Origin of the sequence: Cupriavidus sp. a3, assembly GCF_051015765.1 — a bacterium.
GTDB classification, from domain to species: domain Bacteria; phylum Pseudomonadota; class Gammaproteobacteria; order Burkholderiales; family Burkholderiaceae; genus Cupriavidus; species Cupriavidus oxalaticus_A.
In genome coordinates this window covers 1330514-1353803 of record NZ_CP170643.1, presented here as the reverse complement: position 1 = coordinate 1353803, position 23290 = coordinate 1330514, and the positions used below count along the sequence as shown (strand labels likewise).

Genomic DNA, 23290 nt, shown 5'->3' with positions numbered 1-23290 from the left:
GGCTTACGCCAGCGTGCCGTGCAGGCCTTGCAGGTCATAGACCTCCAGGCTCTGCATGTGCTTCAGGCCCTCCACCGCGGCGCTGGCGCCGGCGATGGTGGTGTAGTAAGGCACGCGGTTGGCCAGCGCCGAGGTACGGATCGAACGCGAGTCCGCGATCGCGCCGCGGGTCTCGTCGACGGTGGTGAACACCAGCGCCAGGTCGCCGTTCTTGATCATGTCGACGATGTGCGGACGCCCGTCCTTGACCTTGTTCACCACCTTGACCGGGATGCCGGCGGCCTCGATGGCCGACGCGGTGCCGCGGGTGGCGACGATCGGGTAGCCCAGGTCGTGCAGCATGCGGGCCACGGCAACCGCGCGCGGCTTGTCGCTGTCCTTCACGGTGATCAGCACGGTGCCCTTTTCCGGCAGGCGCGAACCCGCTGCCAGCTGGCTCTTGAACAGTGCCTCGCCGAAGGTCTTGCCCACGCCCATCACTTCACCGGTGGAGCGCATTTCAGGTCCGAGGACCGGATCGACACCCGGGAACTTGTTGAACGGGAACACGGCTTCCTTGACGCTGTAGTACGGCGGCACCACCTCGTCGGTAATGCCCTGCTCGTCCAGCGACTGGCCGGCCATGCAGCGCGCGGCGATCTTGGCCAGCTGCATGCCGGTGGCCTTGGACACGTACGGCACCGTACGCGAAGCGCGCGGGTTCACTTCGAGCACATAGACGGTGTCGACACCGTTGTTCTGCTGGATAGCGAACTGCACGTTCATCAGGCCGACCACGTTCAGCGCCTTGGCCATGGCGGCGGTCTGGCGCTTCAGTTCGGCCACGGTCTCGGCCGACAGCGAGTACGGCGGCAGCGAGCAGGCGGAGTCGCCCGAGTGCACGCCGGCCTGCTCGATGTGCTCCATCACGCCGCCGATGTACACGCGCTTGCCGTCGCTCAGGGCGTCGACATCGCACTCGATAGCGTCATTCAGGAAGCGGTCCAGCAGCACCGGGGAGTCATTCGACACCTTGACGGCCTCGCGCATGTAGCGCTCGAGGTCGCGCGGCTCGTGCACGATTTCCATCGCGCGGCCGCCCAGCACGTACGACGGGCGCACCACCAGCGGGTAGCCGATCTCTTCGGCCAGGCGCAGCGCTTCGTCCTCGGCACGCGCGGTGCGGTTGGGCGGCTGGCGCAGGCCCAGGTCCTGCAGCAGCTTCTGGAAGCGCTCGCGGTCTTCCGCGGCGTCGATCATGTCGGGGCTGGTACCGATGATGGGCACGCCGTTGGCTTCCAGGTCCAGTGCCAGCTTCAGCGGGGTCTGGCCACCGTACTGCACGATCACGCCGACCGGCTTCTCGATCGCGACGATCTCCAGCACGTCTTCCAGCGTCACCGGCTCGAAATACAGGCGGTCCGAGGTGTCATAGTCGGTCGACACGGTTTCCGGGTTGCAGTTGACCATGATGGTCTCGTACCCGTCTTCGCGCAGCGCCAGCGCGGCGTGCACGCAGCAGTAGTCGAATTCGATGCCCTGGCCGATCCGGTTCGGGCCGCCGCCCAGCACCATGATCTTCTTCTTGTCGGTCGGGTTGGCTTCGCACTCGCCATGCTCGGCCTCATAGGTCGAGTACATGTAGGCGGTGTTGGTGGCGAACTCGGCCGCGCAGGTATCCACGCGCTTGTAGACCGGGCGCACCTTGTGGGCGATGCGCGCTTCGCGCACGGCGCGGGCGTCGGTCTTCAGCAGCCTGGCCAGGCGGCGGTCGGAGAAGCCCTTCTGCTTCAGGTGGCGCAGTTCGGCGGCCGACAGGCTTTCCAGCGTGCGTGCCTTGACCAGGCCTTCGGTCTTGACGATGTCTTCGATCTGGGCCAGGAACCACGGATCGATATCGGTCTCGCTGTAGACCTCTTCCAGCGACATGCCGATGCGGAACGCATCGCCGACATACCAGATGCGGTCCGGACCCGCTTCGCCGATTTCCTCGACGATCTCGTCGCGGTCGGTCGACTTCTCGTCCAGGCCATCCACGCCCACTTCCAGGCCACGCAGCGCCTTCTGGAACGATTCCTGGAAGGTGCGGCCCATCGCCATCACCTCGCCCACCGACTTCATCTGGGTGGTCAGGTGGCTGTCCGCCTGCGGGAACTTCTCGAAGGCGAAGCGCGGCACCTTGGTGACCACGTAGTCGATCGACGGCTCGAACGACGCCGGCGTCGCGCCGCCGGTGATCTCGTTCTTCAACTCGTCCAGCGTGTAGCCGACGGCCAGCTTGGCCGCGACCTTGGCGATCGGGAAGCCGGTTGCCTTGGAGGCCAGCGCCGACGAACGCGACACGCGCGGGTTCATCTCGATGACGATCATGCGACCGTCCTTCGGGTTGATCGAGAACTGCACGTTGGAGCCGCCGGTGTCCACGCCGATCTCGCGCAGCACGGCCAGCGAGGCGTTGCGCAGGATCTGGTATTCCTTGTCGGTCAGGGTCTGGGCCGGGGCCACGGTGATCGAGTCGCCGGTGTGGATGCCCATCGGGTCCAGGTTCTCGATCGAGCAGATGATGATGCAGTTGTCCTTCTTATCGCGGACCACTTCCATCTCATACTCTTTCCAGCCCAGCAGCGATTCCTCGATCAGCAGCTCGCGCGTCGGCGACAGGTCCAGGCCGCGCTTGCAGATCTCTTCAAATTCCTCGCGGTTGTAGGCGATGCCGCCGCCCGTGCCGCCCAGCGTGAACGACGGACGGATCACGATCGGGTAGCCGGCGGTGCCGGTTTCCTGGGCGATGCGGCCCTGCACGGCCACGGCTTCGTCCATCGAGTGGGCGATGCCGGACTTGGCCGAGCCCAGGCCGATCTTGGTCATCGCGTCCTTGAACTTCTGGCGGTCTTCGGCCTTGTCGATGGCCTCGGGCGACGCGCCGATCAGCTCGACCTTGTACTTGTCCAGCACGCCGTGGCGGTGCAGGTCCAGCGCGCAGTTCAGCGCGGTCTGGCCGCCCATGGTCGGCAGGATCGCGTCGGGGCGCTCCTTCTCGATGATGCGCTCGACCACTTCCCAGGTGATCGGCTCGATGTAGGTCACGTCGGCCGTGGCCGGGTCGGTCATGATGGTCGCCGGATTCGAATTGACCAGGATGACCTTGAAGCCTTCTTCGCGCAGGGCCTTGCAGGCCTGGGCGCCGGAGTAGTCGAACTCGCACGCCTGGCCGATGATGATGGGGCCCGCGCCGATGATCAGGATGCTCTTGATGTCTGTGCGTTTTGGCATTGCACGCTCTCTTTATGGGCCGGCCCGCTTGCATGCGGGCCGCGCCGGTAATCAGGGAATCCGTCGGGATTCGAAAATGTCAGTCTGCCCGCCGCTGCGGTTAGTTCATGGTGGCCGTGGCCAGCTTGGCGCCGAAGCCGATGAACATCGCGCCCACCCCGCTCGACATGCCCGCCGACAGGCGCCGGCGGCGCCGGAACGCATCGGCCAGCGTCGCGCCCACGAAAATGATCGTGGTCAGGTAGGCGAAGCTGCATAGCTGGGCAACCACACCCAGCACGGAGAACGACAGCGCCGGATAGGCGAAGGCCGGATCGACGAACTGAATGAAGAACGAAATGAAGAACAGGATCGCCTTCGGGTTCAGCAGGCTGATCAGCAACGCCTTGCGGAACGGGTCGGACTGGTCGGCCTTGCCCACGGGCGCAGTCGCGGCCGCATCGCCGCGCGCGGCCCAGTTGCGCACCGCGCCGCGCAGCATGCTGAAGCCGATCCACGCCAGGTAGGCCGCACCGATGTACTTCACCACGTAGAACAGCGCCGGGCTGGCCTTCAGCAGCGAGGCCACGCCCGCCGCCGACAGCACCATCAGCACGAAATCGCCCAGGAACACCCCGCACGCGCCCTTGTAGCCGGCGCGCACACCGCGCTGCGCCGCCACCGACAGCACGTACATCGAGTTCGGCCCCGGCAGCAGCACGATAAAGATCGTGCCGAGCAGGTAGGTCCAGAAATCGGTGATGCCGAAGGCGGTTTGCATGAAGGCGTTCATGGGATGTCCCTTGGTCCAGCGCTGTTCCGGTCGCGCTTACTTGCGCGCGTCGGTCATGTGCTGGATGAAGCGGTCGAACAGGTAAGCCACGTCGTTCGGGCCAGGCGAGGCTTCCGGGTGACCCTGGAAGCAGAACGCCGGCTTGTCGGTCAGCGCGAAGCCCTGCAGCGTGCCGTCGAACAGCGACACGTGGGTCACGCGCGCGTTGGCGGGCAGCGTGTCGGCATCGACCGCGAAACCGTGGTTCTGCGACGTGATCATCACGCGGCCATCCTCCAGGTCCTTGACCGGGTGGTTGGCGCCGTGGTGGCCGGCCTTCATCTTCAGCGTCTTGGCGCCGACGGCCAGGGCCATGATCTGGTGGCCCAGGCAGATGCCGAAGGTCGGGATGCCGCGCTCGATGAACTCGCGCGTGGCGGCGATGGCGTAGTCGCACGGCTCCGGGTCGCCGGGGCCGTTGGACAGGAACACGCCGTCCGGATTCAGCGCCAGCGCGTCGGCGGCGGTGGCCTGGGCCGGCAGCACCGTCACCTTGCAGCCGCGCTCGGCCAGCATGCGCAGGATGTTGAACTTGACGCCGTAGTCATAGGCAACCACGTGGAACTGCGGCTTGTCCTGCTTGCCGTAGCCTTCGCCCAGCGCCCACTCGGACTGGGTCCACTCGTACGGTTCCTTGACCGAGACCACCTTGGCCAGGTCCATGCCGGCCAGGCCGGGGAACGAGCGGGCCAGGTCGATGGCCTTCTGCACGTTGTCCTCGCCGGCCAGGATGCAGCCGTTCTGGGCGCCCTTCTCGCGCAGGATGCGGGTCAGCTTGCGGGTATCGATGCCGGCGATCGCCACCACCTTTTCCTGCTTCAGGTAGTGCGCGAGGGTGTGTTCCTTGCGGAAATTGGAGGCCAGGATCGGCAGATCCTTGATGATCAGGCCGGCGGCATGGACTTTCGTGGCTTCGACATCCTCAGGATTGACACCGTAGTTGCCGATATGCGGATACGTCAGCGTGACGATCTGCCGCGAATAGCTCGGGTCGGTGAGGATTTCCTGGTAACCGGTGATGGCGGTGTTGAACACCACTTCACCGATGGTATGGCCGGAAGCGCCAATGGAATAGCCACGAAAGACCGTGCCGTCTGCTAGCGCGAGAATGGCGGACGGAAAAGACGGTAACACGGGTAGGCTCCTGCTGGACTCACCCCGTGACCGACCAATCGACGCCTCGTGCCTCCCAGGCTGGATCCGTGACGTCGGCAGCGGCATTGCGCCGATGCGGTCGGATCCGGTTGCGGCATGCTCTTTGCATCACATCAGGTGCGAACGGCAAAGGCGGCGCGGATGGGGGCGGCGGAAGGTGGAAAGCGGTTGGCGCTAGGGTGAAGGGTTCTGAAAGCGAAACTTTCGAATTATATCCCGCGCCACCCAATTTCTCAAGTTTTCAAGGACTTGCATCACACGGGCGCCGCCGCGGGCACCCGGCCCGCCGGTGCCCGCGCCCAGGTCCGGCGGTGTGCAGACCCCGTTACGCATCCGGCGGCACGACCGCCGTCACCTCGATTTCCACCTTGGCGCGCGGCTCGACGAGGTCGGCCACCTCGACCGCCGTCATCGCCGGAAAGTGCCGGCCAATGATGGCGCGGTAGTGCTGGCCGATCGCCCCATAGGCACCGACATATTCCGCCTTGTCCTTCACATACCAGGTCATGCGCGCGATATGTTCAGGCTTCGCCCCGCCGGCGGCCAGCACGTCGACCACATTGCGCAGCGCCTGCGCCACCTGCAGGCCGAAATCGTCGGTCTCGAACTCGCACTTGCCGTTCCAGCCGATCTGGCCGCTGACAAAGAGCAGGCGGCTGCCGGCCTGGATCTCGGCCATCATGCCGTTGGCGTAGCCACGCGGGGGCGCCCAGTCGGGCGGCTGCAGGATTTTCATGGTTGATGTCCTTTTGCTTTCTGATTGATGGATCGGGAATTCGGTCGGGAATGCGGTAGCCGGCCAGTCAGGCCGTTGCCACCAGGTAGGCCGCCATGGCCTGGCGCACGGCCTCCGGCAACGGCTGCGGCGCGATCGAGCCGGTGTCGACGCAGACCAGCCGCTGCGTCACTTCCATGCGGGTATCGTCGTGCGGGCCGGCAAAGCGGATCGCCAGCGTGAAGCTGGACTGGCCGAGCTTGAGCACGCGCAGTTCGCGCGTGAGCACCTCGCCCAGCCGGCTCGGCGCCAGGAAGCGGCATTCCAGCTCCGCGGTCGGCACGCCGGCCCGGCCCTCGCCGTGCATGACGTCGAAGGGCCAGCCCAGCGCTTCGCCGAACCAGTCTTCGATGAAGTCGTTGAGCATCTCGAAGTAGCGCGGGTAGAACACGATCCCGGCCGCGTCGCAGTGCTTGAAGCGCACCAGGACGGTGCTGCGGAAGACCGGGCTCATGATTTGCTCCCACCGTGGTTGCCGCCATTGCCCTGCTCCGCCATCTGGCGCAACCGGAAGCGCTGCAGCTTGCCGGTCTCGGTGCGCGGCAGCGCCGGCACGAACTCGATGCGGCGCGGATACTTGTACGGCGCGATCTGGCGCTTGACGTAGTCCTGCAGCGCGGTGCGCGTGGCGTCGTCCGCGGGCACGCCCTCGCGCAGCACCACGTAGGCCATGACCACCTGCCCACGCCCGTCGTCGGGTGCGCCGACCACGCCGCACTCGGCCACCGATTCGTGCTGCATCAGCGTGCTCTCCACCTCGGGGCCGGCGATGTTGTAGCCGGCCGAGATGATCATGTCGTCGGAGCGCGCCTGGTAGAAGTAATAGCCGTCTGCGTCGACCGTGAAGGTATCGCCCGGCAGGTTCCAGCCCGCCTTCACGTAGTTGGCCTGGCGCGGGTCGTCCAGGTAACGGCAGCCGGTCGGGCCCTGCACCGCCAGCTTGCCCACCTGCCCCGGAGGCAGCGGCCGCATCTCGTCGTCGACGATCTGCGCCACGTAGCCGGGCACCACCTTGCCAATGGCACCCGGCCTGACCTCGGCACCGGCGCTGGAGATAAAGATATGCATCATCTCGGTGCCGCCGATGCCGTCGGTCATCTCGATGCCGGTAGCGGCCTTCCAGCCTTGGCGCGTGGCGTCCGGCAACGCCTCGCCGGCCGATACGCTATGCCTCAGGCTGGAGATATCGAAGCGCGGCGCCAGCGCCGCCATCTGCCGGTAGAACGTGGGCGCGGTGAAGACGATGGTGGCGCGGAAGTCGTGGATCAGCTCCAGCAGCGATTCCGGCGTGAGCTTCTCCGCCAGCACCGTACTGGCGCCGATGCGCAACGGAAAGCACAGCATGCCGCCCAGCCCGAACGTGAAGGCGATCGGCGGCGTGCCGCAGAAGATATCGTCCGGCACGGAGCGCAGCACATGGCGCGGGAACAGGTCGCACATGGCCAGCACGTCGCGGTGGAAATGCATGGTGCCCTTGGGCTGTCCGGTGGTGCCGCTGGTGAAGGCAATCAGGCAGATATCGTCGCTGGCGGTGTCGCAGGCATCGAAGCTGTCGGGCTTGCCCGCCATCGCGGCTTCCAGCGAACCCTCGCCGGTGCCGTTGAAATACAGCGCGCGCGCCAGGGTCGGGCAATGGTATGCGCCGCCGGGGCGCTGGTTGGCGTCGAGGTCCTCGCGCAGCCGCGCATCGCACAGCGCCGCGGTGACCTGCGCCTTGTCGATGACCTGCTTCAGTTCCCTGGCGCGCAGCAGCGGCATGGTCGGCACGGCAATCAGGCCGGCCTTGATGGTGGCGAGCCAGCTTGCGGCCATCATCAGGTTGTTGGGCCCGCGCAGCAGCACACGGTTGCCGGGCACCAGCGCCATGTCCTCGACCAGCACATGGGCGATGCGGTTGACCAGCGCCGCCAGTTGCGCGTAGGTGACCGTCTCGATCTGGCCCGCCTGGCCTGCTTGACTCGCAGGGCGATGGCGAATGGCGATGCGCTCGCCGCGACCTTCGCGCACGTGGCGATCGACCAGTTCCACCGCGCAGTTCATCCGCGCCGGGTAGTCAGTGTCGGCATTGAAGCGGAACACCGGCCACTGCTCGGGCGGCGGCAGGCGGTCGCGGGCGAAGGTATCGAGGTGGGCGGTGGTCGCCATGGCTTGTCTCCTGTCTGCTCTGTCGGTACGGCAGTTCCGGTCGGATGGCTCAGGCCTTCCGGCCGGCCAGTGTTTCGCGGGCGATGATCAGCTTCTGCACCTCGGTGGCGCCTTCATAGATGCGCAGCGAGCGGATCTCGCGGTACAGGCTTTCCACGCGCGTGCCGACCTTGACGCCGAGGCCGCCGAACATCTGCACCGCGCGGTCGATGACCTGCTGCGCGTTCTCGGTCGCGACCATCTTGGCCATCGCCGCTTCGCGCGTGGTGCGCTCTTTCCTGACGTCGCGCAGCCAGGCCGCGCGATAGGTCAGCAGCGCGGCCGCGTCGATGGCCGTTGCCATGTCGCCGATGGCGGCCTGCGTCAGTTGCAGGTCGGCCAGCACGCCGCCGAACATCGGCCGCTCGCAGGCACGCGCCAGCGCATCGTCCAGCGCGGCGCGCCCGAAGCCCAATGCAGCCGCCGCCACCGAGGCGCGGAAGATGTCGAGCGTCATCATCGCCACCTTGAAGCCCTGCCCCGCCTCGCCCAGCCGGTTGCCGACCGGCACGCGGCAGTTGTCGAAGCGCAGCGTGGCAAGCGGGTGCGGCGCGATCACGTCGATGCGCTCGGCGATGGTCAGGCCCGGCGTGTCGGCATCGACCACGAAGGCCGAGATGCCGCGCGCGCCCGGCGCTTCGCCGGTGCGCACGAACACGCAATAAAAGTCCGCGATGCCGCCATTGGAGATCCAGGTCTTGGTGCCGTCGATCACATAGTGCTTGCCGTCTTCCGACAGCCGCGCGCTGCATTGCATCGCCGCGACATCGGAACCGGCCTCGGGCTCGGACAGGGCAAAGGCGGCGATCGCTTCGCCGCGCGCCACGCGCGGCAGGTATTGCGCGCGCAACGCTTCGCTGCCGGCAATCGAGATCGCGCCCGAGCCCAGCCCCTGCATCGCGAAGGCAAAGTCGGCCAGGCCGTCATGGCGCGCCAGCGTCTCGCGCAGCAGGCACAGCGAGCGTGAGTCGAGCGCGGGCAACGCGCCACCGTGCGTGGCCGGCACGCAATAGCGCAGCCAGCCCGCTTCGCCGAGCTGGCGCACCAGGGCGCGGCAGGCGGCATCGGCATCGCCGTGGTCGACATGCAGGTGCTGCGCGCACCAGGCGTCAAGCTCGCGCTCCAGCGTGCGGTGCGCGTCGTCGAACAGCGGCAGGTCGAGATAGGTCTTGTCTGACATCGCGGCTCCCTGGCTCAGTCGCCTTCGAACACCGGCTTCGATTTGGCCACGAAGGCATCGTAGGCGCGGCGGAAATCGCGCGTCTGCATGCAGATGGCCTGGGCTTCGGCTTCGGCTTCGATGGCCTCGTCCAGCCCCATGTTCCATTCCTGGTGCAGCAGCTTCTTGGTCACGCCGTGGGCGAAGGTCGGCCCGGCGGCGAGCTGCGCGGCCAGTGCCTGCGCCTGTGCCAGCACGGCCTCGGACGGATGCAGCGCATTGAAGAAGCCCCACTGCAGCCCCTCCTCCGCGTTCATGGCGCGGCCGGTATAGAGCAGCTCGCTGGCACGCCCCTGTCCGATCACGCGCGGCAGCAGCGAGCACGCGCCCATGTCGGCGCCAGCCAGCCCAACGCGCACGAACAGGAACGCGGTCCTGGCTTGCGCCGTGCCCAGCCGCATGTCCGAAGCCAGCGCCATCATCGCGCCCGCGCCGGCACAGATGCCGTCGACCGCGCTGATCACAGGCTGCGGGCACGCGCGCATCGCCTTGACCAGGTCGCCGGTCATGCGCGTGAAGTCGAGCAGTTCGGGCATGGTCATCTGCGTCAGCGGCCCGATGATCTCGTGCACGTCGCCGCCCGAGCAGAAATTGCCGCCGGCGCCGGTGACCACCACCGCCTTGATGTCGCTGGCGTAGCACAGCGCGCGGAACAGGTCGCGCAGCTCGGCATAGGAGTCGAACGTCAGCGGGTTCTTGCGCTCCGGCCGGTTCAGCGTGATGGTGCCGACCTTGCCGTCGTCGGACACCGACCACAGGAAGTGCCGCGGTTCGTAGCCGGCAAAGCTGCGCTTGTGGTGGCGCATGTCGAGTGCGATTTCAGTCATGGTTCTCTCTCAGGTCCTTGTTTTGTCAGCCCGCCATCACTTCGCCGCCGGCCACCGGGATCGCCTGCCCGGTGATCGCGCCGGCGGACGGCTGGCACAGCCATGCCACGGCGTCGGCCACCTCCTCGGGTTGCACCAGTCGCCGCTGCGGGTTGCGCGCGGCCAGTTCGGCGCGCGCCTGGTCCTCGCTGCGGCCGGTCTTGCCGACGATGTTGGCGACGGCGTCGCGCACGATATCGGTCTCGGTGTAGCCCGGGCAAACCGCGTTGACGGTCACGCCCTTGGCCGCGGTCTCCAGCGCCAGCGCGCGCGTCAGTCCGATCACGCCATGCTTGGCCGCGCAATAGGCGCTGACGTAGCCGTAGCCGATCAACCCGGCGGTGCTGGCCACGTTGACGATGCGGCCCCAGCCGGCTTCGAGCATCGCAGGCAGAGCGGCCTGCGTGCACAGGAAGGTGCCGGTCAGGTTGACGTCGAGCATGCGCTGCCACAGCGCGGCATCGGTCTTCATGAAGGGGGCGCTGTGCGCCTGCCCGGCGTTGTTGACCAGCATCGATACCGGACCAGCCTGCTCCGTGGCCGCGGCAAAGGCGCGCGCTACGCTGCCGGCATCGGCGATATCGGCCGTGACGAACGAAACGTTGGCGCCTGCCGGTGCCTGCTCGCGCAGGACTTGCACCGTCGCTTGCAGCGTGCCGGCATCGCGCCCCAGCAGCGTGACGCTGGCGCCGTCGGCCAGCAGCCGCCGCGCGATCGCTGCGCCGATGCCGCGCCCGCCGCCGGTGACCAGCGCGTGCCTGCCGGCCAGTGTCGCCATGCTGCCCGTCATGCCTGCTTCTCCTGCGCCGCGGCGCGTTCGAGATTGGTTTCCAGTTGCCGCTTGCCCGCCAGGTACTGCTTGGGCCAGTTGATGTCGCGGTAGCCGATGCGCGCGGCTTCCTGCAGCGTCCACGCCGGGTTGGCCAAGTGCGGCCGCGCGATCGCGCACAGGTCGGCGCGGCCCGCGGCGATGATCGAGTCGACATGATCGGCCTCGAAGATCGCGCCCACGGCGATGGTGGCGATGCCCGCCTCGTTGCGGATGCGATCGGCGAACGGGGTCTGGTACATGCGGCCATAGACCGGCGCCTGGTCCGGGCTGACCTGCCCCGACGAGCAATCGATCATGTCGGCGCCGGCGGCCTTGAAGGCGCGGGCGATTTCGACGCCGTCGTCGGGCGTGATGCCGCCTTCGACCCAGTCGTGCGCCGAGATGCGCACCGACATCGGCTTGTCCTGCGGCCATACCGCGCGCACGGCCTCGAACACCTCCAGCGGATAGCGCAGCCGCGCCGCGAGCGAGCCGCCGTATTCGTCGTTGCGCGTATTGGTCAGCGGCGAGATAAAGCTCGACAGCAGGTAGCCGTGGGCGCAGTGCAGCTCGAGCCAGTCGAAGCCCGCTTCGGCCGCGCGCCGCGCGCTGGCCACGAAGTCGTCGCGCACGCGGTCCATGTCGTCCCGCGTCATCTCGCGCGGGGTCTGCGACTCGCCGGGCAGGTACGGCAGCGGCGAGGCCGACATCACCGGCCAGTTGCCCTGCGGCAGCGGATGGTCCATCGCTTCCCAGCCAAGTTGCGTCGACCCCTTGCGGCCCGAGTGGCCGATCTGCATGGCGATGCGCGCATCGCTGTTGGCATGGACGAAATCGACGACGCGCTTCCATGCGTCGCGCTGCTCATCGTTCCACAAGCCCGGGCAGCCCGGCGTGATGCGCGCATCGGGCGACACGCAGGTCATTTCCGCCACCACCATGCCGGCGCCGCCCAGCGCGCGCGAACCGAGGTGAACCAGGTGGAAGTCGCCCGGCATGCCGTCGGTGCAGGAGTACATCGCCATCGGCGACACCACCACGCGGTTCTTCAGCGTGACGCCGCGCAGCCGGAACGGCGTGAACATCGGCGGCAACGGCTCATGCTCGCGCAGCTTCAGGCTTTGCTGCGGCACGCCGGCCTGTTGCGCCAGCCAGTGCTCGAATTGCGCCACATAATCGGCGTCGCGCACGCGCAGGTTCTCGTGCGAGATGCGCTGCGAACGCGTCAGCAGCGAATAGGCGAACTGCTCCGGCGGCAAGCTGCCGGCGTAGCGCTCGACGTTCTCGAACCACTCGGTCGAGTTGCGCGCGGCATTCTGGATCTTCAGCACTTCCACGCCGCGCGTGGCTTCATAGCGCGCCAGCGCATCAGGCAGGCCGTCGTGGCCGCTGCCGCGGATCTCTTCGGCCAGGTCGATCGCATCTTCCAGTGCCAGCTTGGTGCCGGAACCGATCGAGAAGTGCGCCGTGTGCGCGGCATCGCCCATCAGCACTACGGGCACGCGGCGACCGTCCGGCAGCGTGTTCCAATGCACCCACTGGCGGCAGATCACGCGCGGGAAGCGGATCCAGATCGCCGAGCCGCGCAGGTGCGCCGCGTTGGTAATCAGCTTGTTGCCGTCGAGGTAACGCGCAAACAGCTTCTCGCAATACGCCACGCCCTCTTCCTGGCTCATCTCGTCGATGCCGGCGGCGCGCCAGACCGATTCCGGTGTTTCGACGATAAAGGTCGAGGTGTTGTCGTCGAAGCGGTAGGCATGCGCCTGGAACCAGCCGTGCTCGGTCTTCTCGAAGGCGAAGGTGAAGGCGTCGAACAGCTTGTGCGTGCCCAGCCAGACGAAGCGGCACTGGCGCGTATCGATGTCGGGCTGGAAGGTCTCGGCGTAGCGGGTGCGGATGCGGCTGTTCAGGCCATCCGAGGCGATTACCAGGTCAGCCTGGTATTGCATTGCCAGCGCCTGGTCGTCGGTGACATCGTTCTCGAACACCAGCCTGACGCCGAGCGCTTCGCAGCGCGCCTGCAGGATGTTGAGCAGGCGCTTGCGGCCGATGCCGATAAAGCCATGGCCGCCGGAACGGATGGTGCGCCCGCCGATATGGATGTCGATGTCGTCCCAGTGGTTGAAGGCGGCGTTGATCTCGTCGGCGCTCACCGGATCGGCTTGCTTCAGGTTGTCCATGGTGGCATCGGAGAACACCACGCCCCAGCCGAAGGTGTCGTACGGCCGGTTGCGCTCGACCACGATCACTTCGTTAGCCGGGTCCTGCAGTTTCATCAACAGGCCGAAGTACAGTCCGGCGGGGCCGCCGCCAATACAAAGCACTCGCATCGCTTCATCTCCTGCCGGCCGTGCCGTCATGTAGATCATGTCTAAATATTTTATGCTTCAAATATTAGATTGCATCACGAGATAAGGCAAGCATTCGGTGCGGAGTGCCTCGCCACGCACTCCGCACCGTCGACCGCTTCAACCCTTCATCCCTTCAGCGCCGCCTGGATCTGCTCCAGCGCACCCGGATCTTCGATGGTGGTCAGGTCGCCCGGGTCGCGCCCCTCCGCCACGGCCTGCATGGCGCGCCGCAGCAGCTTGCCCGAACGCGTCTTGGGCAGCGCATTGACAAACAATACCCGCGCCGGCCGCGCCACGGCGCCGAGTTGCTGTTCCACCGTCTTCATCAGGTCGCCTTCCAGCGCCAGCCGCTCCTGCGGCGTTGCGGTGCGGGCCGGATCGCGCGCGATGCAGAACGCCATCGCCACCTGGCCCTTGAGCGCATCCTGCACGCCCACCACCGCCACCTCGGCCACGGCGGCGTTCGAAGACAGGCTTTCCTCGATCTCGCGCGTGCCCAGCCGGTGGCCGGCGACATTGATCACATCGTCCGTGCGGCCGAGGATAAAGACATAGCCGTCCTCGTCGCGCACGCCCCAGTCAAAGGTGGAATAGCACAGCCGGTTCGGCACCGCCTCCCAGTAGGTGCGCACGAAGCGGTCATCGTCGCCCCACACCGTGCTCATGCAGCCGGGCGGCAGCGGCCCGTCGATCGCGACCACGCCCTTCTGGTTGGGCGGGCATTCCTCGCCGGTGTTCTCGTCGACGATCTTCAGGTCGTAGCCGTAGGCCGGCACGCCCGGCGAGCCCAGCTTGGGCGGCAGCGGCTCGATGCCGCGCTGGATCGCCAGGATCGGCCAGCCCGACTCGGTCTGCCAGTAGTTGTCGACCACCGGCTTGCCCAGGCCGTCCTGGATCCAGCGCGCGGTGGGCTCGTCCAGCGGCTCGCCGGCCAGGAACAGCAGGCGCAGGCTGGACAGGTCGTAGCGGGTCAGCCAGGCCGGGTCCTGCTTCTTCAGCACGCGGATCGCGGTGGGCGCGCTGAACATCAGGTTGACCCGGTATTGCTCGACCAGCCGCCACAGGATGCCGCCGTCCGGGCGGATCGGCGTGCCTTCGTACATCAGCGTGGTCATCCCGGCCAGCAGGGGCCCGTAGACGATATAGCTGTGGCCGACCACCCAGCCGATATCCGAGGCCGTGAACATGGTGTCGCCCGGCTTGCCGCAGAAGATGTATTCCATCGACGTGGCCAGCGCCACCGCGTAGCCACCGGTATCGCGCTGCACGCCCTTGGGCTTGCCGGTGGTGCCGGAGGTGTAGAGCACATACGACGGCTCGCTCGACTCCAGCCATGCGCACGGCACCTGCGCGCCGGCCACGCGGTCGCGCCAGGTGGCGTAGTCTTCATCGCGGCCTTCGGTGCGCGGCATGTCGGCCAGCTGGCGGTCGACCAGCAGCACCTTCTCCGGCTGGTGCGACGACAGCCGGATGGCCTCGTCCAGCAGCGGCTTGTACGGCACGACCTTGCCGGCGCGCGAGCCGGCGTCGGCGCTGATCACCACGCGCGGGCGGGCGTCGTCGATCCGTGCCGCCAGGCTCACCGAGGCAAAGCCGCCGAACACCACTGAATGGATCGCGCCGATGCGCGCGCACGCCAGCATCGCAAACGCAGCCTGCGGGATCATCGGCATGTAGACCAGCACGCGGTCGCCCTTCTGCACCCCGAGCCCCTGCAGGATCGCCGCCATGCGGTTGACCTCGTCGTGCAGCTCGGCATAGGAGTAGCTGCGGGACTGGTCAACTTCGGTCGAAACCCAGTGCAAGGCGGGCTGGCTGGCGCGCGCCGCCAGGTGGCGGTCTACCGCGTTGTGGCACAGGTTGGTGCGTCCGCCCACGAACCAGCGGGTGAACGGCGCGTAGCTGTTGTCGAGCACCTGATCGAAGGGAGTTTCCCAATCGATGCGTGCCGCCTGTTCGGCCCAGAACCCCTGCGGGTCGGCCAGCGAACGGGCATGCACGGCATGGCTTGCCGTCATGGCAGTCTCCTCCGCGTCTGCGGTCATTGTGATGATGACGGTAGTTTGCCACCGGCGCGGGCGTGGAGGAAACGGGATTCAGAGGGGTGCCGCCCCCCGGCCGATGCACACGGCAGATGCAAAAAAGGCGTGCCGCCGGCACGCCTTTTTGCTCTCAAGCCCTGCGCTCAGCGCGCCTTGCTGCCCTTGCTGCTGGCCTTGACGCTGGACTTGGCCGATGCCTTCACCGGGGCCGCCTTGGCCTCGCGCGCCACCTTGGCCGTCGGCGCCGCCTTGGTACCGCGGCGCGGGGAGGCTTCCACAGTGATGCGCTTGCGCGGCTCGGCCTTGCCCCCCTGTGTCGAGACGCGCACGATTCTGCCCTTGCTGCCACGTTCGGCGCGCTCGGCGCGGTCTTCGCGCTCGGCCCGGTCGGCCCGTTCGGCACGCGCCGCGCGGACCGCGCCGGCACCGCGCACCGGCACCATCAGCACCAGGCTCTGCCCTGCCACCAGCTTGGTGCCGGACAGCTTGTTCCAGGACTGCACCTGGCCCGGCGACACGCCGTAGCGCCGCGCCACCGACGTCACCGTATCACGCCGGCTTGCACGCACCACCACGCGGCGCGCGTCGGGCAGGTCGGGCTCCATCGCCAGCATGGCGGTGTCGGCCAGGCTCGCGCTGATGTCCTGGTCGTGGCGGCCCGAACGCGGGATCATCACGGTCGAGCCGGCCTTCAGGCGCATGCCCTTGGGAATGCTGTTGATTTCGCGCAGCGTGTCGGCATCGACATTGAGCCGCGCCGCCAGCGACTCGACGCGCTCGCGCCCGTCCACCGTGACCGCGGTCCAGCTCGACAGCCCGCCTCGGTAGGTGTTCAGGTTGTACTGGAAGCGCTCGGCATTGTCGAACGGCAGCAGGATCTGCGGGTTGGATGCCCCCAGGATCACCGGGCGGTTGAACGACGGGTTCAGCGCCTTGAACTCTTCCAGCGTCATGTCCGCCAGCTTGGCGGCGAGGTTCACGTCGATATCGCGCGACGTGGTCACCGTGACGAAGTACGGATGGTCCGGGATCTCCGGCAGCCTGACGCCATAGATGGCCGGGTTGGCGATGATGTTCTTGACCGCCTGCAGCTTCGGCACGTAGTAGCGCGTCTCGTTGGGCATGGTCAGGCTGGCGTAGTCGGTCGGCAGCCCGCGCGCCTGGTTGCGCGCGATCGCGCGCGACACCGCGCCCTCGCCCCAGTTGTACGCGGCCAGCGCCAGGTGCCAGTCGCCGAACATGTCATAGAGCCGCTGCAGATAGTCCAGTGCGGCATCGGTCGAGGCCAGCACATCGCGGCGCTCGTCGCGGAACATGTTCTGCTTCAGGTTGTATGACTTGCCCGTACTGGGGATGAACTGCCACATGCCGGCGGCCTTGGCGCTGGACTGGGCCTGCGGGTTGAACGCGCTCTCGACGAACGGCAGCAGCGCCAGCTCGGTCGGCATCTTGCGGCGTTCCAGTTCCTCGACGATGTGGTACAGGTAGCGGCTCGACCGCCCGACCATGCGCTCCATGTATTCCGGGCGCTGCGCATACCACTGGGTGCGGTCATCGACCAGCGTGCCCTCCAGGTCCTGCATGGCAAAGCCGCGCCGGATCCGGTCCCAGATATCGTTGGACGGGCCGCGCAGCCAGTCCAGGCCGCCCTGGTCGACATTGATGGTGGAAGAGGATGACAGCGCCGACTTGTCGCTGAGCGAATTGAGCGGATCCTGGCGCCTGGCAGTCTGGGCGGTCGCGCCGTTGGCATCGGCGTCAGGCGGCGTAGGGGTGCTGGCGCAGGCTGCAAGCAGCGCCGCACACGCAACTACCGCCAGTAATCGACCAATTTTCATTAAGTTCTCGAATCGTGACGCTAAAAGGATGCGTGATGCTAAAAAAAACGGCCTATCGCGTCAATCAGATTTTTCTAGGTAGCGCCCCGAAAGCCTTGACCCGCAAGGGTTTTCGGCCGGGCCTGCCTTTAATTTAGCGGAAATTGTCCTTCCACCTGCGCAGCGCGCCAAATGCCTTGGCATCGCTGTCGGTGGCACCGCCGTGCGCCGACACCGCTGCGCGTACCGACGGCTCGCGCGAGCGCAGGAACGGGTTGACCTCGCGCTCGTGGGCGATGGTGGTCGGCAACGTAGGCGTGTCCGCGGCACGCAGCGCATCGACGCGCTGCTCCCACGCCGCCAGCGCGGCATTATCCGGCTCGACCGCCCGGGCAAAGCGCACGTTGCTGCGCGTGTACTCGTGGGCGCAGTAGACGCGGGTGTCGCCCGGCAGGCCCGCCAGCTTGTCCAGCGACGCCAACATCTGCGCCGGCGAGCCCTCGAAGAGGCGCCCGCAGCCGCTGGCGAACAGCGTGTCGCCGCAGAACACGGCGCGGCCCGCTTCGCCCAGGTCGCCCACATAGGCGATATGGCCGGCGGTATGCCCGGGTACGTCCAGCACCCGCAACGTCACCGGGGGCTCGGCCAGTGTCACCTCGTCGCCTTCGCGCAGCGCCCGGGTGCGTCCGCCGATACGTTCGCCGGCGGGCCCGAGCACCGGCATCGGCGCGCCCGATGGCGTGCTCGGGTGTGCCGCCAGCAGGCCGGCAACGCCGCCCTGGTGATCGCCGTGGTGGTGAGTGATTACAATAGCGCCCAGAGCCAGCCCCCGCTGCGCCAGAAATTCCTCCACCGGCGCCGACTCGCCGGGATCGACCACGGCGGCATGATGCCCATCGTGAATGGCCCAGATATAGTTATCCTGGAACGCCGGGATCGGCTCAACCTTCAACATGCGCATGCTCCTATGTCCAATCGTCCCAATCGCCGGAACGGCGAGTACGGCCAGCGCGGCCTGAATGGCCCCAATGGTCCCAATGGCCCGATTGTAAGCTGGGAAGACTGGCTGGCCTCGCCGCCCGGCAAGTACATGCTGCGCTGGGAAGCGCAGCAGTACGACCGCACCGTGGCGGACATCTTCGGCTACCACGCCGTACAGCTGGGCATGCCGTACGTCGATACCCTGCGCGAGAACCGGATGCCGTTCTCGGCGCTGGCGCTGGATCCGGCCAGCGGGCCGCACGGGCCGCGCGCGGCACATCCGGACGCGCGCCAGCTGCTGTGCCGCTTCGACGAGCTGCCGTTCGACACGCAGAGCGTAGACCTGGTAACCCTGCCCCATATCCTGGAGTTTGCCGAAGACCCGCACGAAGTGCTGCGCGAAGTCTCGCGCGTGCTGATGCCCGAAGGGCGCGTGGTGGTCACCTGCTTCAACCCGATGAGCCTGTGGGGCGCGCGCCAGGGCATGAACCGGCTCGGCGCCACGCCCTTCCTGCCGACCGATGCGCAGCAGATCGGCTTCGTGCGCATCAAGGACTGGCTCAAGCTGCTCGGCTTCGATATCATCCGCGGCCGCTTCGGCTGCTACTGCCCGCCCTATCGCACCGAGCGCTGGCTGCAGCGCACCGCCTTCATGGAAAAGGCCGGCGACCGCTGGTGGCCGATCTTCGGCGCGGTCTATATGATCTCGGCGATCAAGCGCGTGCGCAACATACGACTGGTCGGCCCTGCGTGGAAAGCCAAGCCGGCGCTGGCACCGGTGGCAACGCCCGTGGCAACGCCCACCGGCACCCACGGCAAGACGCCCGGCGACGACCACTGAGCCGGAGCCACGGCGGACAACCCATGCGCCGGCCGCGCTGCGCGGCCGGCCCCCAACGGAATTCCATGCAAGAAGTCACGATCTACTCCGACGGCGCCTGCAAAGGCAATCCCGGCCGCGGCGGCTGGGGTGCGGTGCTCGTCGCCGGCACCAATGAAAAAGAACTGTTCGGCGGCGAGCCCAACACCACCAACAACCGCATGGAGATGACCGCGGTGATCGAAGCGCTGCGCGCGCTCAAGCGGCCCTGCACCGTGCGGGTCTACACCGACTCGCAATATGTCCAGAAAGGCATCAGCGAATGGCTGCCCGGCTGGAAAGCCCGCGGCTGGAAGACCGCCGACAAGAAGCCGGTGAAGAACGCCGACCTGTGGCAGGAACTCGACGCGCTGACCCAGGGACACCAGATCTCGTGGCACTGGGTGCGCGGCCACAACGGTCATCCCGGCAACGAGCGCGCCGATGCGCTGGCCAACCGCGGCGTCGAATCGATCGGCCGCTGAACCGCCGCAACGCCACAACAAGAACCGCGGGGCAATGCCGCTCCGCTAGAATGCCCGCCATGCGACAAATCGTTCTCGACACCGAAACCACCGGCCTGAATGCCGCCACCGGCGACCGCCTGATCGAAATCGGCTGCGTGGAGCTGCTTAACCGCCGCCTGACGGGGCGCCACCTGCACTTCTATGTCAACCCGGAGCGCGACATCGACGAAGGTGCGATCGCCGTCCACGGCATCACGGTCGAGTTCCTGGCGGACAAACCCCGCTTTGCCGAGGTCGTGCACGAGATCCGCGAATTCGTCGCAGATGCCGAGCTGATCATCCACAACGCGCAGTTCGACCTGGGCTTCCTCGACATGGAATTCCAGCTGCTGGGCATGCCTCCCTTCCGCGAGCATGTCGGCAACGTGATCGATACGCTACGCGAAGCGCGGCAGATGTTCCCCGGCAAGCGCAACTCCCTCGACGCCCTGTGCGACCGGCTGGGGATCAGCAACGCGCACCGCACGCTGCACGGCGCATTGCTCGATGCGGAATTGCTGGCAGAGGTCTACCTGGCAATGACCCGCGGCCAGGATTCGCTGGTAATCGACACCATGGAAAGCGGCACTGGCGCAGGCGGGGCCACCGCTACGGCCGACCTCTCTCGGCTGGTACTGCCGGTGCTGCGCGCCACCGAGGCGGAACTGGAAGCCCATTTCGATCTGCTCAAGGGCCTGGACAAGGCCAGCGGCGGCAAGACGGTATGGCAGGAAGCCACGGCCGAGGAACCCGGCACGATGGCCGCCTGAACAAAAAGTTGGGAAAAGGGCTTTACAAGATACAGGGAGCCCTGCATAATCTCATTTCTCCGCTGCACGACGGCAACGACGATGCAGAAAGGGGTGGTTAGCTCAGCGGTAGAGCACTGCCTTCACACGGCAGGGGTCACAGGTTCAATCCCTGTACCACCCACCAGAACACGGAAAGCCAGCCTCGCGCTGGCTTTTCTCATTTCTGGGGTTAGGACACACTAACCCCGCGATTTCTGGCCTCCCTCGAATCGGTCCGATTGCCACAAATTTGCCACACGCAAACTTGTGAGGACCACGAATGGCGACTATTCGGCAACGGGGCTCGAACTGGGAAGCCCAGATTCGGCGCAAAGGCTGGCCTACCCTCTCCCGCAGCTTCTCCACCAAGGCAGACGCCCGTGCATGGGCGACGGTAATCGAATCCGAGATCGAGCGCGGGGTCTTCATTGATCGCACCGAAGCTGAGAAAAACACCCTGGGCGATCTGATTCGAAGGTACCTACAAGAGGTGTCCGGCCAGAAAAAAGGGGCCGAATCCGAACGATATCGGCTCACTGCGATGCTCCGCGACCCACTCGCACAGGTAAAGGTTGCCGCCCTGTCTGGCAAGCTCATCGCCGAATGGCGCGACAAACGACTGAAGCAGGTGTCCGGCTCCACAACGAACCGCGACCTGAACCTGATTTCCCATGTAATCAATGTGGCAGGCAAAGAATGGGGAATCCACATTGACAATGCCGTGTCGATGGTTCGCCGGCCCGCCGAAAACCGCGGGCGCAATCGTCGCTTGGGACACGGGAATAGGAACGACTCCTTGCCGCGCTCGAAACGCCTCCACGCGACCCAAGAGGTCGCCTTACTGGCCCGAGTGCGTATTCCGGTGAATGTGACCGCTGATTCCGGCATCGTGACCGCGGATTCCGCTTTATCGTGACCGCTGTTTCCCAGCGGTTTCCGGTTGGTCGTGACCGGCAATTCCGGCATCGTGACCGGTGATCGGTTGAGGGTGTTGCGCGGGGACGGATTCTACTCTGCCAGGCTAGCCAGTGGGGTTGCCGCTGGCTGTGGCGCTTGTTTTTTGAGCAGTCTTTCTCATTGAGTCGCCGGCCAGCGTGATGCGGTGAATGCGGTGCATCAGTCGATCGAGAATCGCATCGGCGATGGTTGCGATCAATGCCCCGTCCGGGGCGGGCATCGAGGTCTTCGATGGCGGCCTGGGGGTACTTGAGCCGGGCTCGGTGCAAGAGTCGGGCAAGCTTGCGGTCATTGCGCCAGAGCAGCCCCAACAATGCCGAACGCGATGGCACCCGCAGGGTGAAGCGCAGCAGCGATGCGGGCCGAAAGCAGCGGGTGGATCTTGCGCAGCAGCCCGAACTCCAATATCCGGGCACCCACCTGAGCGGGGCCGATCAGCGCACCGACCATCACGGCAGTTGCGAGTGTCGCACCACCTGCCTGCAGCAATCGCGGCAGGTGCGCCGCCATGGCGGTGCTAATGAACCAGGTGGCGGCGAAGACAAAGGCGAGTGTGAACGAGGCAAGCCGCTGAGAGGGCACGCCATCCTTAGGAGCCTGGGAGGACGCAGTCTTTGCGGGTGGCGGGTCCGTGGCCGTACTGTTAGGCGTGCTGAGATTGGCTGGCAATCACACGACTCGTTGGCTCCATGGCCATCCCGTCCGTTTTTTATTCGACTTCGCCGCTATCTGTGTCGGTGACCTGCGCGTCCCGTTCATGGCTCATGGCGGCCGCGGCGAGCGCGGCGACGTTCGCAGGCGCCGCTTCCTTGCGTTCGCTATAGCGGTCCGTCAGATAGTCGCTGCGATCACGCACCAGCAGAGTGAACTTGTACAGTTCCTCCATGACGTCGACCACCCGGTCATAGTAGGAGGACGGCTTCATGCGGCCGTTCGTGTCGAACTCCTGGTATGCCTTGGCTACCGATGACTGATTGGGAATCGTCACCATGCGCATCCAGCGCCCCAGCACGCGTAGCGCGTTGACCGCGTTGAACGACTGCGAGCCGCCGCAGACCTGCATCACCGCGAGCGTGCGACCCTGAGTCGGTCGGATGGATCCGATCTCCAGGGGCAGCCAGTCGATCTGGTTCTTGAAAACCGCGGTCAGCGTGCCGTGCCGCTCGGGACTGCACCACACTTGGCCTTCCGACCACTCCGAGAGCTTGCGCAGTTCTACCACTTTGGGGTGATCGGCGGGAACACTGTCGCACACCGGAAGGTCATGCGGATCGAACACGCGCGTCTCCGCGCCGAAATGCTGCAGGATCCGCTCGGCTTCCTGCACCAGCAGCCGGCTATAAGACGTTTCGCGCAGCGAGCCATAGAGCAGCAGGATGCGCGGTGGATGCGTGCTGACGCGCACCGGTTCCAGCTTGTTCAGGTCCGGGGTATCGAGCACGGCCGGGATAACGTTAGGCAGCGCCATGGTCATTTGACCCTCCGGCCTTGCGCGTCGATGACGGCTTCGCCATCCTCCTTGGTGAAGGCACCTTGCTGTGGCGAGGGCAGGATGTCGAGCACGAGTTCCGATGGCCGGCACAGCCGCACGCCCCGCTCTGTGATGACGAACGGCCGGTTGATCAGGATCGGATGGGCCAGCATCGCTTCGAGCAACTGCTCATCGGTCAGGGCCGGGTCGGACAAGCCCAGTTCGGCGTAGGGCGTACCCTTTTCGCGGATGGCTTCACGAACTGTGAGGCCCGCAAGGCTAATCATCTGTTGCAACGTCTGTCGGTCAGGCGGCGTGCTCAGATATTCGATGACATTCGGCGCGATACCCGCATTGCGGATCATGGCCAGTGTGTTGCGCGATGTGCCGCAGGCGGGGTTGTGATAGATGGTGACGGACATGGTTTCCCGGGTTCAGTTGG

The 23290-nt window shown here is 66.4% G+C and carries 20 protein-coding genes, 1 tRNA gene and 1 pseudogene; 5 read left to right on the top strand and 17 right to left on the bottom strand.

From position 1 onward, the window contains the following. Positions 1–3 precede the first annotated feature (3 nt). From carB to gloB, 13 genes are all read right to left on the bottom strand, one after another. Positions 4–3252, bottom strand: a complete 3249-nt coding sequence (gene carB, locus ACAD63_RS06540; protein WP_133096091.1) for a carbamoyl-phosphate synthase large subunit — start codon at positions 3250–3252, stop codon at positions 4–6. Positions 3253–3352: 100 nt separating this feature from the next. Further along, positions 3353–4024, bottom strand: a complete 672-nt coding sequence (leuE, locus tag ACAD63_RS06535) for a leucine efflux protein LeuE (protein WP_133096090.1) — start codon at positions 4022–4024, stop codon at positions 3353–3355. Positions 4025–4060: 36 nt separating this feature from the next. Then, positions 4061–5197, bottom strand: coding sequence for a glutamine-hydrolyzing carbamoyl-phosphate synthase small subunit (gene carA, locus ACAD63_RS06530; protein WP_133096089.1), 1137 nt, complete (start codon positions 5195–5197; stop codon positions 4061–4063). A 346-nt stretch (positions 5198–5543) separates the two neighbouring features. Next, positions 5544–5954 (bottom strand): RidA family protein, encoded by a 411-nt coding sequence (locus ACAD63_RS06525; protein ID WP_133096088.1) that lies wholly within the window; start codon positions 5952–5954, stop codon positions 5544–5546. Positions 5955–6021: 67 nt separating this feature from the next. Then, positions 6022–6447, bottom strand: a complete 426-nt coding sequence (locus ACAD63_RS06520) for an acyl-CoA thioesterase (protein WP_133096087.1) — start codon at positions 6445–6447, stop codon at positions 6022–6024. Continuing rightward, a complete protein-coding gene (locus ACAD63_RS06515; protein ID WP_195431987.1) occupies positions 6444–8138 on the bottom strand; it encodes an AMP-binding protein in 1695 nt (564 codons plus the stop codon). The genes ACAD63_RS06520 and ACAD63_RS06515 overlap by 4 nt, the downstream gene beginning before the upstream one ends. Before the next feature lie 49 nt (positions 8139–8187). Next, positions 8188–9357, bottom strand: a complete 1170-nt coding sequence (locus ACAD63_RS06510) for an acyl-CoA dehydrogenase family protein (protein ID WP_135705535.1) — start codon at positions 9355–9357, stop codon at positions 8188–8190. A gap of 14 nt (positions 9358–9371) precedes the next feature. After that, positions 9372–10223 (bottom strand): enoyl-CoA hydratase family protein, encoded by an 852-nt coding sequence (locus ACAD63_RS06505; RefSeq protein WP_133096084.1) that lies wholly within the window; start codon positions 10221–10223, stop codon positions 9372–9374. A gap of 25 nt (positions 10224–10248) precedes the next feature. Then, entirely contained in the window at positions 10249–11052 is an 804-nt protein-coding gene (locus ACAD63_RS06500; RefSeq protein ID WP_133096083.1) for an SDR family NAD(P)-dependent oxidoreductase, read from the bottom strand. Beyond that, positions 11049–13403, bottom strand: coding sequence for a bifunctional salicylyl-CoA 5-hydroxylase/oxidoreductase (locus tag ACAD63_RS06495; protein ID WP_133096082.1), 2355 nt, complete (start codon positions 13401–13403; stop codon positions 11049–11051). The genes ACAD63_RS06500 and ACAD63_RS06495 overlap by 4 nt, the downstream gene beginning before the upstream one ends. A gap of 146 nt (positions 13404–13549) precedes the next feature. Continuing rightward, positions 13550–15442: a propionate--CoA ligase gene (locus ACAD63_RS06490; protein WP_434033622.1), complete on the bottom strand. Its 1893-nt coding sequence runs from the start codon at positions 15440–15442 to the stop codon at positions 13550–13552. 167 nt (positions 15443–15609) lie between these two features. Continuing rightward, positions 15610–17304 carry a transglycosylase SLT domain-containing protein gene (locus ACAD63_RS06485; protein ID WP_135705537.1) on the bottom strand — a complete coding sequence of 565 codons (1695 nt, stop codon included), beginning with the start codon at positions 17302–17304 and terminating at the stop codon, positions 15610–15612. 133 nt (positions 17305–17437) lie between these two features. Then, positions 17438–18238 (bottom strand): hydroxyacylglutathione hydrolase, encoded by an 801-nt coding sequence (gene gloB, locus ACAD63_RS06480; RefSeq protein ID WP_135705538.1) that lies wholly within the window; start codon positions 18236–18238, stop codon positions 17438–17440. Positions 18239–18373: 135 nt separating this feature from the next. Between gloB and ACAD63_RS06475 the strand changes: the two genes are divergently transcribed. The 5 genes from ACAD63_RS06475 to ACAD63_RS06455 all read left to right on the top strand — a co-directional run bounded on the left by ACAD63_RS06475 (position 18374) and on the right by ACAD63_RS06455 (position 21336). Then, positions 18374–19105 (top strand): class I SAM-dependent methyltransferase, encoded by a 732-nt coding sequence (locus ACAD63_RS06475; protein ID WP_195432029.1) that lies wholly within the window; start codon positions 18374–18376, stop codon positions 19103–19105. Between the two features lie 65 nt (positions 19106–19170). Next, positions 19171–19608 carry a ribonuclease HI gene (gene rnhA / locus ACAD63_RS06470; protein ID WP_029046361.1) on the top strand — a complete coding sequence of 146 codons (438 nt, stop codon included), beginning with the start codon at positions 19171–19173 and terminating at the stop codon, positions 19606–19608. A 59-nt stretch (positions 19609–19667) separates the two neighbouring features. Further along, positions 19668–20399, top strand: coding sequence for a DNA polymerase III subunit epsilon (gene dnaQ, locus ACAD63_RS06465; RefSeq protein ID WP_133096078.1), 732 nt, complete (start codon positions 19668–19670; stop codon positions 20397–20399). A gap of 91 nt (positions 20400–20490) precedes the next feature. Next, positions 20491–20565 (top strand) — tRNA-Val (locus tag ACAD63_RS06460). Between the two features lie 135 nt (positions 20566–20700). Further along, entirely contained in the window at positions 20701–21336 is a 636-nt protein-coding gene (locus ACAD63_RS06455) for a Shufflon-specific DNA recombinase (protein WP_135705539.1), read from the top strand. 105 nt (positions 21337–21441) lie between these two features. Here the strand turns inward: ACAD63_RS06455 and ACAD63_RS06450 are convergent, their stop codons facing one another. The 4 genes and pseudogenes from ACAD63_RS06450 to arsC all read right to left on the bottom strand — a co-directional run bounded on the left by ACAD63_RS06450 (position 21442) and on the right by arsC (position 23270). After that, entirely contained in the window at positions 21442–21597 is a 156-nt protein-coding gene (locus ACAD63_RS06450; RefSeq protein ID WP_434033621.1) for an ATP-binding protein, read from the bottom strand. 74 nt (positions 21598–21671) lie between these two features. Further along, positions 21672–22046: pseudogene (locus tag ACAD63_RS06445) on the bottom strand (MFS transporter); the annotation flags it as partial. Positions 22047–22086: 40 nt separating this feature from the next. Further along, positions 22087–22851 (bottom strand): arsenical resistance protein ArsH, encoded by a 765-nt coding sequence (arsH, locus tag ACAD63_RS06440; protein ID WP_133096077.1) that lies wholly within the window; start codon positions 22849–22851, stop codon positions 22087–22089. Further along, positions 22848–23270: an arsenate reductase (glutaredoxin) gene (gene arsC, locus ACAD63_RS06435; RefSeq protein ID WP_133096076.1), complete on the bottom strand. Its 423-nt coding sequence runs from the start codon at positions 23268–23270 to the stop codon at positions 22848–22850. Before arsC ends, arsH begins: the two co-directional genes overlap by 4 nt. Positions 23271–23290: the final 20 nt, after the last annotated feature.